Source organism: Kineococcus haloalkalitolerans (assembly GCF_050871905.1).
Lineage (GTDB): Bacteria > Actinomycetota > Actinomycetes > Actinomycetales > Kineococcaceae > Kineococcus.
The window spans coordinates 1-13,482 of sequence record NZ_JBJLSH010000034.1; the positions used below are offsets into that span (position 1 = coordinate 1).

At 76.3% G+C, this 13,482-nt stretch carries 12 protein-coding genes; 7 read left to right on the forward strand and 5 right to left on the reverse strand.

What is annotated here, in order from left to right; all coding sequences use genetic code 11:
- Positions 1 to 83: 83 nt before the first annotated feature.
- Both ACRYMY_RS13635 and ACRYMY_RS13640 read right to left on the reverse strand, forming a co-directional pair.
- On the reverse strand, positions 84 to 1,274 hold the full coding sequence (locus ACRYMY_RS13635; RefSeq protein ID WP_432547804.1) for a phytanoyl-CoA dioxygenase family protein: 1,191 nt from the start codon (positions 1,272 to 1,274) through the stop codon (positions 84 to 86).
- 65 nt (positions 1,275 to 1,339) lie between these two features.
- Entirely contained in the window at positions 1,340 to 2,380 is a 1,041-nt protein-coding gene (locus tag ACRYMY_RS13640) for a LacI family DNA-binding transcriptional regulator (RefSeq protein ID WP_432547805.1), read from the reverse strand.
- A gap of 131 nt (positions 2,381 to 2,511) precedes the next feature.
- Between ACRYMY_RS13640 and ACRYMY_RS13645 the strand changes: the two genes are divergently transcribed.
- From ACRYMY_RS13645 to ACRYMY_RS13655, 3 genes are read left to right on the forward strand one after another with little or no spacing between them, the layout of a single operon-like run.
- Complete coding sequence (locus ACRYMY_RS13645; RefSeq protein ID WP_432547806.1) at positions 2,512 to 3,696, forward strand: phytanoyl-CoA dioxygenase family protein; 1,185 nt, start codon at positions 2,512 to 2,514, stop codon at positions 3,694 to 3,696.
- The gene (locus ACRYMY_RS13650; protein ID WP_432547807.1) at positions 3,693 to 4,694 is read left to right on the forward strand and encodes a Gfo/Idh/MocA family protein; all 1,002 of its coding nucleotides are present in this window, start codon (positions 3,693 to 3,695) and stop codon (positions 4,692 to 4,694) included. Before ACRYMY_RS13645 ends, ACRYMY_RS13650 begins: the two co-directional genes overlap by 4 nt.
- On the forward strand, positions 4,691 to 5,743 hold the full coding sequence (locus tag ACRYMY_RS13655; RefSeq protein ID WP_432547808.1) for a Gfo/Idh/MocA family protein: 1,053 nt from the start codon (positions 4,691 to 4,693) through the stop codon (positions 5,741 to 5,743). Before ACRYMY_RS13650 ends, ACRYMY_RS13655 begins: the two co-directional genes overlap by 4 nt.
- Here the strand turns inward: ACRYMY_RS13655 and ACRYMY_RS13660 are convergent.
- From ACRYMY_RS13660 to ACRYMY_RS13670, 3 genes are read right to left on the reverse strand one after another with little or no spacing between them, the layout of a single operon-like run.
- On the reverse strand, positions 5,719 to 6,543 hold the full coding sequence (locus tag ACRYMY_RS13660) for a PfkB family carbohydrate kinase (RefSeq protein ID WP_432547809.1): 825 nt from the start codon (positions 6,541 to 6,543) through the stop codon (positions 5,719 to 5,721). The two genes, ACRYMY_RS13655 and ACRYMY_RS13660, sit on opposite strands and share 25 nt — an antisense overlap.
- A complete protein-coding gene (locus tag ACRYMY_RS13665; RefSeq protein WP_432547810.1) occupies positions 6,540 to 7,562 on the reverse strand; it encodes a Gfo/Idh/MocA family protein in 1,023 nt (340 codons plus the stop codon). Before ACRYMY_RS13665 ends, ACRYMY_RS13660 begins: the two co-directional genes overlap by 4 nt.
- A gap of 41 nt (positions 7,563 to 7,603) precedes the next feature.
- Positions 7,604 to 8,341, reverse strand: a complete 738-nt coding sequence (locus ACRYMY_RS13670; protein WP_432547811.1) for a GntR family transcriptional regulator — start codon at positions 8,339 to 8,341, stop codon at positions 7,604 to 7,606.
- A 274-nt stretch (positions 8,342 to 8,615) separates the two neighbouring features.
- On the opposite strand from ACRYMY_RS13670, the gene iolC reads away from it, so the two are divergent.
- From iolC to iolD, 4 genes are read left to right on the forward strand one after another with little or no spacing between them, the layout of a single operon-like run.
- On the forward strand, positions 8,616 to 9,578 hold the full coding sequence (gene iolC, locus ACRYMY_RS13675; RefSeq protein WP_432547812.1) for a 5-dehydro-2-deoxygluconokinase: 963 nt from the start codon (positions 8,616 to 8,618) through the stop codon (positions 9,576 to 9,578).
- On the forward strand, positions 9,571 to 10,464 hold the full coding sequence (locus ACRYMY_RS13680) for a Cgl0159 family (beta/alpha)8-fold protein (protein WP_432547813.1): 894 nt from the start codon (positions 9,571 to 9,573) through the stop codon (positions 10,462 to 10,464). Before iolC ends, ACRYMY_RS13680 begins: the two co-directional genes overlap by 8 nt.
- Positions 10,465 to 10,517: 53 nt before the next feature.
- Positions 10,518 to 11,426 carry a 5-deoxy-glucuronate isomerase gene (iolB, locus tag ACRYMY_RS13685; protein ID WP_432547814.1) on the forward strand — a complete coding sequence of 303 codons (909 nt, stop codon included), beginning with the start codon at positions 10,518 to 10,520 and terminating at the stop codon, positions 11,424 to 11,426.
- Between the two features lie 56 nt (positions 11,427 to 11,482).
- Positions 11,483 to 13,417, forward strand: a complete 1,935-nt coding sequence (iolD, locus tag ACRYMY_RS13690) for a 3D-(3,5/4)-trihydroxycyclohexane-1,2-dione acylhydrolase (decyclizing) (protein ID WP_432547815.1) — start codon at positions 11,483 to 11,485, stop codon at positions 13,415 to 13,417.
- Positions 13,418 to 13,482: the final 65 nt, after the last annotated feature.

Below are 13,482 nucleotides of genomic sequence, written 5' to 3' on the forward strand. Positions count from 1 at the left end.
GGGGCGCCGCCGCCCGCCGGCGCGGGCGGGGCCGCGCCCCCCCCCCGCCGGGGGCGGGGGCCCCCCCCCCCCTGCGCCCGGGCTCAGCCCAGCCGCGAGCGGCGCCGCTCCTGCTGCGCCGCCAGGGCCGTGCCCAGCAGGTCCGGCTCCCAGTCCTCCTGCAGCGCCTGGTGGACCAGCTCGGCCTGGCTCTGCGGCGCCAGCCCGCCGATCGGCTGGTCGGCGTCGAGGTTCGTGGGGAACGGGTACGCCTCGGCGGCGACCGCGACGACGTTGCGCAGCTCCCGCTCGCCGGCCCCCGCCGCGCGCCGCGCGCGCAGCACCGGGTACACGGCCGCCGACAGGGCCGTCGTGTCGACCGTCTCCATCGCCCGCCCGAACGCGGAGGAGACCTGCAGCAGGTTCGCCATCCGCCGCACGTCCGCCGACACGTTCGACCCGGCCCCGTGGAACAGGGCCGGGTTGAAGAACGCGGCGTCGCCCTTGCGCAGGGGCAGCTGCACGCGGTGCGCCTCGAAGTACTCGGTGAACGCGGGTTCGTGGAACGCGACGTACCCGGCGGGGTACTTGTGCGAGTGCGGCAGGTACAGCGTCGGCCCGGACTCCACCGGCATGTCCACGTGCGCGACCGCGCCCTGCAGCGTCAGGCCGGGGGACAGCGCGTGCACGTGCACCGGGTACCCCAGCGCCTGCTCGCGGTCCATGAACCCCAGGTGGTAGTCGCGGTGCGCGCGCTGCGCCCTGCCGCCCGGGTTGACGACGTTCACCTGGGAGGTGACCTGGTAGCCGCGGCCCAGCCACGCCTCGCTGACCAGCGCCAGGACGTCGTTGGCGTAGTAGTCCGCGAACACCTCCGGGTCGCGCACGCCCAGCTTGTCCAGCGCCCCCCACACGCGGTCGTTGGCGCCGGGCGTGGCGAAGTGGTCGCCGCCGCTCACGCCGGCCGCGCGCTGCTCCTCGATCATCGCGGTGAACCGCTGCGTGGCCCGGTCCACGACGGCGGGGTCGAACGCGCCGGGGAACACGACGACGCCCGGTCCGTCGGTCAGCGCGCGGGCCAGTTCGGCCTGCACCTCCCGGCGGCCCTCCGCGGTGCCCGCGAGCTCCCGGTACCGCTCGCCGTAGACGAGGACGCCCTGCTCCACGGCGTCGGCGTGCGGGAACTCCGCCAGGGGGGTCTCCACCTCCACGACGGCGCGGAAGTCCTCCAGCCGGCAGTCGTCCGGCGTGAACCAGCCGGTGCGGGAGCGCGGCGGGACGGGTGTGGCGGTCACGGTGTCCTCCAGGGGTGCTCGGCGTCGGTGCCCGACCCCGACGATAGGTCGCCGCGCGGGCGGCGTCAGCCGAGCGGCAGCGGGACCGGCGGGTTGTGGGGCGTGACGACCTGCACCGAGGAGGACCACGAGTGCGGTGCGCCCGGCAGTTCACCGCGCGCCTGCAGCAGGGCGTGGCAGGCGCGGCGCAGGTCCCCGGCCAGGTCGTGGTGCAGCACCACGTCCACCTCCCCGGTCCGCAGCAGCCGCTCGTGCTCGGGGTGCAGGTCGTGCACGAGGAAGAACCCGCACCGGCGGCCCTCGGCGGCGAACGCCCGCGGCACCTGCGCGGATCCGCCCGAGGCGTACGCGGAGTAGACGGCGTCCAGCTCCGGGTCCGCGCGCAGCGCGGCGCGCACCAGGTCGCCCAGCGCGGCCCCCGGGCGCTCGTCCTCGCGCACCTCGTGGACGCGGACGCCGGGGAACTCCTCGCGCAGCGTGCCGAGGAAACCCGTGCAGCGGGCGTCCTCGCCCTCGAACGTCGAGCGGCCGCGCGCCAGGAGCACGCTGCGCCGCCCGCCCCCGCCCCAGCGCCCGACGAGGTACGCGGCGGTCGCGCCCGCCGCCCGGTTGTCGATCCCCGCGTAGGCCACGCGCGCGCTGCCGGGCAGGTCGGTCACGAGGGTCACGACCGGCACGCCGCGCGCGCGCAGCCGGGCGACGGCGTCCACGACCTCCGGGCTGTCGGGGGCCTTGAGCACCACGCCGTGCGAGCCGCGCCGGGCGGCCTCCCGCAGCCGGCCGGCGACCTCGGCGGGGGAGGCGGCGTCGGAGAAGGCGAACCGGCAGCGCAGCACCGCCGGGCGCAGCACCGGCAAGGTCCGCTCCAGCGCCTCGCGCACGGCCGTCGTGAACCGCTCGGGCGCGTCGACGACGACGTCCACGACGAACGTGCGGCCCGTCAGCCGCAGCTGCGTGCGCTGGCGCTCCAGGTCGGCCACCGCGCGGTGCACCTCGTCCACCGTGGTCGCCCGCACACCCGGCCGGCCGTTGAGGACGCGGTCGACGGTGGTCTCGGACACCCCCGCCTGCAGGGCGATGTCGCGGACGCGGAACGTGCGGGGCACCGCCCGAGGATGGTGGGAAAATGACGGACCGGCAAGCTCCCCGGGCCCCCGCGGGCCCGTAGCGTCCTGCACGGCGGGTTCACCGGAGAACCCCCCGGCCGCACCGCGGCCGACGACGAGAGGACGTGACCGTGACCGCGACGACCACCCGCCGCCCCTCCTCCTGGCTGACCCGCGAGGACTGCGACCTGCAGGAGTTCCGCCGCCTCGTCGAGGTGGGCACCGACCCGGCCGACGTCCCGTCCGCCGACCGCGTCGAGCGCGGCGTGCCCGTCTACGGCGAGCGGCTGCGGGCCCACCTGGCCGCGGGCGGTGACCGCGCGCAGGTGCAGGACGAGATCGCGCACGTCCTGGCCGACGGCGCCGGCATCGCCGTCTTCGCCGGCGCCTTCGAGGCGGACGTCGTGGACCGCGCCAGCGCCGTCTACCAGGAGATGATCGACGAGCAGCGCGCGGCGGGTGTGGCCGGCGGCGACCACTTCGCGAAGCCCGGCGCGAACGACCGCGTGTGGGGGGCGCTGGAGAAGCTCGCGCTGCGCGACCCGCAGGTGTTCTTCGACTACTTCGCCACGGACGTCGTCGACCTCGTCTCCGTCGCCTGGCTCGGCCCGCAGTACCAGGTGATCTCCGACCTCAACGTGGTGAACCCCGGCGGCACCGCGCAGATCCCGCACCGCGACTACCACCTGGGGTTCATGCCCCTGGAGACCGCCGTGCGCTTCCCCGCGCACGTGCACCGGCTCTCGCCCGTGATGACCCTGCAGGGCGCCGTCGCCCACGTCGACATGCCCGTGGAGTCCGGGCCGACGATGTACCTGCCGCACTCGCAGAAGTACGGCCCCGGCTACCTGGCCGTCGGCCTGCCGGAGTTCCGCGCGTACTTCGACGAGCACCACGTGCAGCTGCCGCTGCGCAAGGGCGACGCGGTGTTCTTCAACCCGGCGCTGTTCCACTGCGCGGGCAGCAACGTGTCCGCGGACGTGCGGCGCATGGCGAACCTGCTGCAGGTCTCCTCCGCGTTCGGGCGCTCCCTGGAGGCCGTCGACCGCCTCGCCGTCTCCGAGGCCCTGTACCCGGTGCTGCGCGAGCGCCGGGCCGCCGGGGCCTCCGCGCAGCAGCTGGGCAACGTCGTCGCCGCCTCCGCCGAGGGGTACCCGTTCCCCACCGACCTCGACCTGGACCAGCCGATCGGGCGGATCAACCCCGAGTCGCAGGCCGAGCTGGTGCTGCGCTGCCTGGACGGGGACGTCGACGCGGACGGAGCGCGCGCGCAGCTGCGCGCGCAGGCGGCGCGCCGGCGCGAGGTGCGCGCGTGACGCACGACGTCCTGCGCGTGGGCGTGGTCGGCGCCGGGGTCATGGGCGCCGACCACGCCCGCACGCTGCACCGGTCCGTCAGCGGCGCCGTCGTCGTCGCGGTGGCCGACCCCGACGCCGCCCGCGCCGCCGCGGCGGCCGCCGGTGCGGGGGGAGCGCGCGTCAGCACCGACCCCGCCGAGGTCTGCGCGGCCGACGACGTGGACGCCGTCGTCATCGCCTCCCCGGACGCCACCCACCCCGCGCTGGCGACCGCGGCGCTGGCCGCGGGCAAGCCGGTGCTGTGCGAGAAACCCCTCGCGCCGACCCTGGAGGGCGCGCTGGAGGTCGCCGCGGCCGCGGCGGTGCCGGGTGCCCCGCTGTTCGCGGTGGGGTTCATGCGCCGCTTCGACCCCGGCTACGTCGTCCTGCGCGGGGCCGTGCGCGAGGGCCTGCTGGGCGAGCCGCGCCTGGTCCACCACGTCAGCCGCGGGGTGGCCCCCGGGCCGGGCGCCACCTCGGAGTCGTCGGTGACCGGCTCGGCGGTGCACGACCTCGACGTCGTGCCGTGGCTGCTGGGCAGCGAGGTCGTCGAGGTGTCCTGGCACGCGCCGGCCGCGGCGCTGGCCGGGGACCCGGTGCTGGTGGACCCGCAGCTGCTGCTGCTGCGCACGGCCGACGGAGCGCTCACCACCGTCGAGGTGTTCCTCGCCGCCCGCTACGGCTACGACGTGCGCTGCGAGGTCGTCGGGTCCGCGGGCGCGGCCGTGCTGCCCGTGCCGGCGCGCCTGCACGTGGACGCCGACCTGCGCCGCGCCCGGGCGCACGACGCGGACTGGCGGCCCCGGTTCGCCGACGCCTACCGCCTCCAGCTGCAGGCGTGGGTGGACGCGGCCCGCGGCGGCCCGGTCGACCCGGCGCTGGCCACGGCCGCCGACGGCGTCACCGCCCAGCGGGTCGCCGCCGCGGCCATCGCCTCGATGCGCGCCGGCGGCGCCTGGCGGGAGGTGAGCGCGTGACCGGCGTCCCCACCGCCCTGCCCGCCCCGCGTCCCCGCGACCCGGCGAGCGTCCCGGCCCTGCGCTGGGGCGTGCTCGGCACCGGCTGGATCGCGCAGCGGTTCACCGCCGCGCTGCAGCGCTCCACGCGCCAGGTCGTCCACGCCGTCGGTTCGCGCGGCGAGGCGTCCGCGCGCCGCTTCGCCGCCGCCGCCGGCGTCCCCGTCGCGCACGGCTCGTACGAGGCGCTCGTGGCCGACCCGGCCGTGGACGTCGTGTACGTCGCCACCCCCCACCACACCCACCGCGAGCACGCCCTGCTGGCGGTGGCGGCCGGCAAGCACGTCCTCGTCGAGAAGCCCCTCGGGCTGACCGCCGCCCAGGCGCGGGAGGTCTCCGACGCCGCCGCCGCGCGCGGGGTGTTCTGCGCGGAGGCGATGTGGACGCTGTTCCTGCCCCGCTTCGACGTCGTCCGGCAGGTCCTGGCCGACGGGCTGCTCGGCGACGTGCGCACCGTCCTCGCCGACCACGGCGAGCGGTTCGCGCCCGGCGGCGGGCACCGCATCCTCGACCCGGCGCTGGCCGGCGGCACGCTGCTGGACCTCGGCAGCTACCTGACGACCCTCGCCACCTGGGCGCTGGGCCCGGCCGAGGTCGTCCACGCCTCGGGCGAGGACGCGCCCAGCGGCGTGAACGGCCAGGCCTCGGCGCTGCTCGCGCACGCCGGCGGTCGCCAGTCGGTGCTGCACACGACCCTCTTCAGCACGACCCCGTGCACCGCCGTCCTCGCGGGGACGCGGGGTTCCCTGGTCCTGCCCACGCGCTGGTTCACCCCCGGCGACGTGGAGCTGCGCGGGAGCGACGGCGCGCTGCTGGACCGCTGGCGCGACCCGGAGCCGCACGACCACGGCGGGCTGCACCACCAGGCCACCGAGGTCGCCGCCCGCGTCGGCGAGGGCGCCACCACGACACCGCTGCGCCCGGCCGACGACGTCGTGGCGGGGCTCGCGGCGCTCGACGCCGTCGCCGACCGCGTCGGGGCGCGCTACCCGGAGCTCGCGGGCGGCTGAGCGCCCTCGTGCTGCACGCAGGCGGCCGCGGCCGCGGTGGCCGCCGCGAGCGCGGCCGCCCGGTCGGCGCCGGCGGCCAGGTGCGCGGCCAGCGCGCCGCAGAACGCGTCCCCGGCGCCGGTGGTGTCCACGACCCGCACGCGCTCGGCGGGGACCTCCAGGTCCCCCCAGCGCGCACCGCGCGCGCCGAGGGTGGTGAGCAGGGACGGCGGCGCGAGCCCCGCCCCGCGCAGCAGGGCGCCCTCGTGCTCGTTGACGACGACGGGGTCAGCGACGGCCAGCACGTCGTCCGGCAGCGGGGCGTACGGGGCGAGGTTCAGCACCACCCGGGCGCCGCGCCGCGCGGCGCGGCGCACGCCGTCGGCGACGACGTCCAGCGGCAGCTCCAGCTGCGCGAGCAGCACGTCGCCGGGCCCGAGCTCGTCCAGCGCGGCCAGGTCGCCCGGCCCGACGCGGTGGTTGGCGCCCGGCGCGACGACGATCGTGTTCTCGCCGCCCGCGTCGGTGCAGACGACGGCGGTGCCGGTCGGGACGCCGGCGAGGACGCGGACGGCGGAGGTGCCGACGCCGGACGCCCGCAGGTGCCGCAGGTGCGCGCGCCCCCGCTCGTCGTCGCCCACCGCGCCGAGGAGGGCCACCTCGGCCCCGGCCCGCGCCGCGGCGAGGGCCTGGTTGGCGCCCTTCCCGCCGGACCGGTGCGCCACGGTGCCCGCCAGCACGGTCTCCCCGGGCGCGGGGTGCCGCTCGACGCCCAGGTGCAGGTCGGCGTTGAGCGAGCCGAGGACGACGACGCGGCTCACGCGCGAGCGCCGGCGAGCCGCACCTCGGCCACCCGCACGGGCCGGTGCTCGCGCAGGGACAGGTCGCACGCCTCGGCGAGCCAGCCGGCCTCCAGGGCGTCGTCCACGGTGCAGGGGGAGGGGCGCGTGCCCGCGACGACCCCGGTGAACGCGGCCAGCTCGGCGCGGTAGGCGTCCCGGAACCGGTCCACGAAGAACCGGTGCGGCGGGCCGGCGGGGAACGTCGCACCGGGTTCGGCCGAGCGCAGCGGCAACCCGTCGTCCAGACCCGCGGCGACGGAGTCGGCGGTGCCGTGCACCTCCAGCCGCACGTCGTACCCGCGCGGGTTGCACCGGGTGTTCGAGACCAGGGCCAGCGCGCCGTCGTCCAGGGTCAGCACGGCCGCGGACGTGCTCACGTCGCCGTGCGCGGCGAACACCGGGTCGCCGCCGGCGTCGCCGGTGGCGTACACCTCGACGACCTCGCGGCCGGTGACGAAGCGGACGGCGTCGAGGTCGTGGACGGCGCAGTCGCGGAAGATGCCGCCCGAGGCCGCCAGGTACGCGGGCGGCGGCGGCGCCGGGTCCATCGTGGTGGAGCGCACCGTGTGCACCCGCCCCAGGGCCCCGGAGGCGACGGCGTCGCGCACGGCGGCCACGCCCGCGTCGAAGCGGCGGTTGTAGCCGACCTGCACGGGCACGCCGCTGGCGCGCACCCGCTCCGCGACGGCCACGGCGTCGCGCGGGTCGCGGGCCAGCGGCTTCTCGCAGAACACCGGCAGGCCCGCCGCCACGGCCGCCAGCGCCAGCTCCGGGTGCGCGTCGGTGGCCGCGGCGACCACGACGCCGTCCACCCCGGCGGCCAGCACCTGCGCGGCACCGTCCACGGCCCGCGCGCCGGCGCCCAGGCGGTCGGCCAGCGCCCGGGCGGCGCCGGGCGCCGCGTCGGCGACGACGAGCTCGTCGACGGCGTCGAGGGCGGTGAGCGTCTCGGCGTGGACGGCGCCGATGCGCCCCGCGCCGAGCAGTCCGAGTCGCACGGGTACCTCCGGGGGTGGTCGGGGAGGGTGGGAGGGACGGGTCAGCGGTCGACGAGGGTGACCTCGAACGCGTAGCGGCTGGCCCGGTACACGTGCCGGCCCCACTCGACGGCGTGGCCGGAGTCGTCGTAGACGGTGCGCTCCATCGTCAGCAGCGGGCTGCCGCGGCGCTCGTCGAGCAGCTGGCACTCCTCGGCGCTGCCGCGGCGGGCGCCGATGCGCTGGCGGGCGACCCGCATCCCCACCCCGCGCGAGCGCAGCAGCTGGTAGAGCCCGCGCTCGGCCAGGTTCTCGGCCGTGAGGTCGGTGAACGGATGGGGCAGCCAGTTCTCCAGCAGGGCCAGCGGTTCACCGCTGGAGCTGCGCAGCCGGCGCAGGTGCAGGACCGGCTGCCCGACGGGCACGGCCAAGCCCGCGGCCACCTCGTCGCCGGCCTCCACGACCTCGTGGACGAGCACCCGCGTGGTGGGGGCCTGCCCGTGCGCGGCCAGGTCGTCGTGCAGGCTCGTCAGCTCCACGGGCCGGGTGACCTGCCCGTGGACCACCTGGGTGCCCACCCCGCGCTTGCGCACCAGCAGGCCCTTGTCGACGAGCTGCTGGATGGCGCGGCGCATCGTGGGCCGGGACAGGCCCAGCCGGTCGGCCAGGGTGATCTCGTTGTCCAGCCGCGAGCCGGGGGGCAGCTCGCCGGCCTCGATGGCCCGCTCGATCTGCCGGGCGACCTGGAAGTACAGGGGGACGGGGCTGGACCGGTCGAGGTCCACGAAGAGGTCGCTCACCAGGGCTCCTGTGCTACGCGTCGTCGCGCGGGCCGGTCGCCGACCCGCGTCGCATCGTAGCGAGGACAGGTCAACACGTCAGCAGGTCTGTTTGTCCTGACATACTCTTGACACCAGGACAGTCGCGGGGGAGGCTCGTCCCGTACCGCACCGCCGCGGCCCCCGGGTCGCCCACCGGAGAGGGGTCGCCGGTGCGCTCGCGCACCACCCCGGCAGGACGCGCTGGAGCGTCCGGTGGCACCGGACCCGCTGACGACGCGACAGGAGGAGACGCGTGAGCACGACACCCGCGTACGACGTGGTGACCATGGGCAGGGTGGGTGTCGACATCTACCCCCTGCAGGACGGCGTGGGCCTGGAGGACGTCGAGACCTTCGGCAAGTACCTGGGCGGCAGCGCGACCAACGTCGCCGTCGCCGCCGCCCGGCACGGGCGGTCCTCGGCCGTCGTCACCCGCACCGGCAACGACGCCTTCGGCACCTTCGTGCACAAGGCGCTCGCCGGCTTCGGCGTGTCCGACGAGTTCGTCAGCGGCGTCGACGGCCTCAACACGCCGCTGGCCTTCTGCGAGATGTACCCGCCGGACCACTTCCCGCTGCTGTTCTACCGCCAGCCGACGGCGCCGGACCTGCAGATCCGCGCCGAGGAGCTGGACCTGGACGCCATCGCCCGCGCCGGCGTCTTCTGGGCGACGGTGACCGGCCTGTCCGAGGAGCCCAGCCGCGGCGCCCACCACGCCGCCTGGCAGGCCCGGGCCCGCCGCCCGCTGACGGTCCTGGACCTGGACTACCGGCCGATGTTCTGGCCGGACGCGGCCACGGCGAGCGAGCAGGTGCGCCGCGCCCTGCCGCACGTCACCGTCGCGGTCGGCAACAAGGAGGAGTGCGAGGTCGCCGTCGGCGAGACCGAGCCCCGCCGGGCCGCGCAGGCGCTGCTGGACGCCGGTGTCGAGGTCGCCATCGTCAAGCAGGGCCCGCGCGGCGTGCTCGGCATGACCCGCGACACCGTCGTGGAGGTCCCGCCCACCCCGGTCGAGGTGATCAACGGCCTGGGAGCGGGCGACGGCTTCGGCGGCGCCCTGTGCCACGGGCTGCTCGCCGGCTGGGACCTCGAGCGCGTCCTGCGCTTCGCCAACGCCGCCGGGGCGATCGTCGCCACCCGCCGGGAGTGCTCCACCGCCATGCCGACGACCGCCGAGGTCGAGGCCCTGCTCGAGGAGGTCGCGGCCCGTGCCTGAGAACACCCCCGCCGCCCGGGACTACGCCCAGGTCTCGCACCTGCGCGCGTTCGAGCCCGAGCGCATCGGGCAGGCCGCCCGCGCCCGGCGCCGGCGCGAGCGCCTGCTGCCCGACGACGGCCGACTCATGATCATCGCCGCGGACCACCCCGCGCGCGGCGCCAACGGCGTCGGCTCGCGGCCCATGGCGATGGCCAGCCGCACCGAGCTGCTGGACCGCCTGCAGGTGGCCCTGGCCGACCCGGGCGTGGACGGCCTGCTCGGCAGCGCCGACATCATCGAGGACCTCACGCTGCTCGGCGCGCTGGAGGGCAAGGTCGTCTTCGGGTCGATGAACCGCGGCGGCCTGCAGGGCGCCTCGTTCGAGCTCGACGACCGCTTCACCGGGTACGACGCGCGGGCCATCGCCGACGCCAACCTCGACGGCGGCAAGTTCCTCACCCGCATCGCCCTCGACGACCCCGGCACGCTGCCGACGCTGACGGCCTCGGCGGACGCGATCAGCGAGCTGGCCGAGCGCCGGCTGATCGCGATGATCGAGCCGTTCTGGTCGCGCTGGGAGGGCGGCAAGGTCCGGCACGACCTGTCCGCCGACGGCGTGGTCAAGTCGGTCAACGTCGCGCAGGCCCTGGGTCGCACGACCGCCTACACCTGGCTGAAGCTCCCCGTCGTGGACGACATGGAGCGCGTCATGGAGTCCACGACGCTGCCCACGGTGCTGCTGGGCGGGGACCCGATCACCTCCCCGGAGGAGACGTTCGCGACGTGGCAGAAGGCCCTGTCGCTGCCGTCGGTGCGCGGGCTGACCGTGGGCCGCACCCTGCTGTACCCGCCGGACGACGACGTGGCCGCGGCCGTGCGCACGGCCGTCTCGCTCGTCCACTGAACAGCCGTCCCGGGGAACCGGGAGGGCCAGCACCGCAGAGAGGAACGCGCACCGTGGCGCAGCAGCTGTACGTCCCCGCCGGGTCGGCGGCCCGGGACGGGTTCGACCTCGTCGTCACCCCCGAGTCCGCGGGCTGGGGGTTCTCCAGCCTGCGGACGCTGACGCTGCCGCCGGGCGGCGAGCGCACGTTCGCGACCGGCCAGGACGAGGTCCTCGTCCTGCCGCTCGCCGGCTCCGCGCGCGTCGAGGTCGACGGGGAGGTGCTGGAGCTGGCCGGGCGCGCCTCCGTCTTCGAGGGCGTCACGGACTTCGCCTACGTCGGCCGCGACAGCGAGCTGACCGTCGCCAGCGCCGCCGGCGCGGTCCTGTCGTTCCCGGGCGCGCGGGCGCGGCGCCGGCTGCCGTTCCGCTACGGCCCGGCCTCCGGCGTGCCGGTGGAGCTGCGCGGGGCCGGGCGGTGCAGCCGGCAGGTGAACAACTTCGCCACCCCGCAGGCGTTCGAGACCGACAAGCTCATCGCCTGCGAGGTGCTCACCCCCGCCGGCAACTGGTCCTCCTACCCGCCGCACCGCCACGACCGCACCAGCGACGTGGAGAGCGAGCTGGAGGAGGTGTACTACTTCGAGTTCCGCGGCCTCGGCCCGGAGGGCACGCCGCGCGTGGACGACGGGGTGGGGTACCAGCGCGTCTACGGCGAGGCCGACCGGCCGGTCGACGTGCTGGAGGAGGTCCGCTCCGGCGACGTCGTCCTCATCCCGCACGGCTGGCACGGGCCGTCGATGGCCTCGCCGGCGTACGACATGTACTACCTCAACGTCATGGCCGGGCCCGCGGACGAGCGCGCCTGGAAGATCTGCGACGACCCGGCCCACGGCTGGGTGCGCAGCACCTGGGAGGGCGTGCCGGTCGACCCGCGCCTGCCCCTCTACGGCGCGCCCGCCGCGGCGGACGCGCCCGCCTGAGAACACCGCCCGACCCCCGCCAGACCACCGCCAGACCCCGACCGGAGCAGATCGAGATGAGCGCTGTCCCCAACCCCTCGCAGCAGACCGTGCGGCTGACCGTGTCGCAGGCGGTCGTCCGCTTCCTGCAGGCGCAGTTCTCCGAGCGCGACGGCGTGCGCCAGCAGTTCTTCGGCGGCGTGTTCGGCATCTTCGGCCACGGCAACGTGGCCGGCGTCGGTCAGGCCCTGCTGGAGGCCGAGCTGGGCGCCGAGGTCGGCGACGGCTGGACGCCGCCCGCGCAGGTGCCCTACACGACGGGCCGCAACGAGCAGGCGATGGTCCACGCGGCCGTCGGGTACGCCCGGCAGAAGGACCGCCTGCAGACGCTGGCCGTGACCGCCTCCATCGGCCCCGGCTCCTCGAACATGCTCACCGGTGCGGCGCTGGCGACCATCAACCGCATCCCCGTCCTGCTGCTGCCCAGCGACGTCTTCGCGACCCGCGTGGCCTCGCCCGTGCTGCAGGAGCTCGAGCACGACTACGGCTACGACGTGTCGGTCAACGACGCCTTCCGGCCCCTGTCGAAGTTCTTCGACCGGGTCTGGCGGCCCGAGCAGCTGAGCGCCGCGCTGCTGGGCGCGATGCGCGTGCTGACCGACCCGGCGCAGACCGGCGCGGCCACGGTGTGCCTGCCGCAGGACGTGCAGGCCGAGGCCTTCGACTTCCCGGTCGAGCTGTTCCGCGAGCGCACCTGGCGGGTCGCCCGGCCGGTGCCGGAGAAGGAGCTCGTCGAGCGCGCCGCGGCGATGGTCCGCGCGGCGAAGGCCCCGATGATCGTCGCCGGCGGCGGCGTCACCTACTCCGGCGCCGACGACGCGCTGCGCGCCTTCGTGGAGGCCACCGGCATCCCCGTGGGCCAGTCGCAGGCCGGCAAGGGCACGCTGCCCTACGACCACCCGCTGTGCCTGGGCGCCATCGGCTCCACGGGGACGACGGCCGCCAACGAGATCGCCCGCGAGGCCGACCTCGTCATCGGCATCGGCACCCGGTACTCCGACTTCACCACCGCCTCGCGCACCGCGTTCCAGAACCCCGACGTGCGGTTCGTCAACGTCAACGTCGCGGGCCTGGACGGCGTCAAGCACGCGGGCCTGCCGCTGGTGGCGGACGCCCGGGAGGCGCTCGAGGCCCTCGGTGCCGCGCTGGAGGGCTTCTCCACGCCCGACGAGTACCGCGAGCGCGCCGCGCGGCTGAACCGCGAGTGGGACGCCGTCGTCGAGCGCTACTACCGCTCCGGGATCGGGGAGGAGACCGGCCTGCTGGCCCAGGCCGAGGTGCTCGGCGCGGTCGACGAGGTCGCCGACCCGCGCGACGTCGTCGTGTGCGCGGCCGGGTCGCTGCCCGGGGACCTGCACTGCATGTGGCGCACCCGCGACCGCAAGGGCTACCACGTCGAGTACGGGTACTCCTGCATGGGGTACGAGATCCCCGGCGGCATCGGCGTGAAGATGGCCGCCCCCGACCGGGACGTCTTCATCACCGTCGGGGACGGCTCCTACCTCATGATGCCGACCGAGCTGGTGACGGCCGTCCAGGAGGGCGTGAAGGTCGTCGTGGTCCTGCTGCAGAACCACGGGTTCGCCTCCATCGGCGCGCTGAGCGAGTCGCGCGGCTCGCAGCGGTACGGCACGAAGTACCGCTACCGCGACGGGGGCAGCGGCCGGCTGGAGGGCGAGCGGCTGCCCGTGGACCTGGCCGCCAACGCCGAGAGCCTCGGCGTGCGGGTGCTGCGCGCCGGCACGCGCAAGGAGCTCGTGGAGGCGCTGCAGGAGGCCAAGGCCGCCACCACGTCGACGCTCGTGCACGTGGAGACGGACCTGTACTCCGAGGCCCCCGACGGCGGCGGCTGGTGGGACGTGCCCGTCTCGGAGGTCTCGCACCTGGACTCCACGCGCACCGCGCGCGCCGAGTACGAGGCCCACAAGTCGCGCCAGCGCCCGCTCGTGTGAAGCTCTGGGGCGGGCCCCGTGGCGACCACCGCGCGGGCCCGCCGCCGGAGGTGGGCGGGAAAACG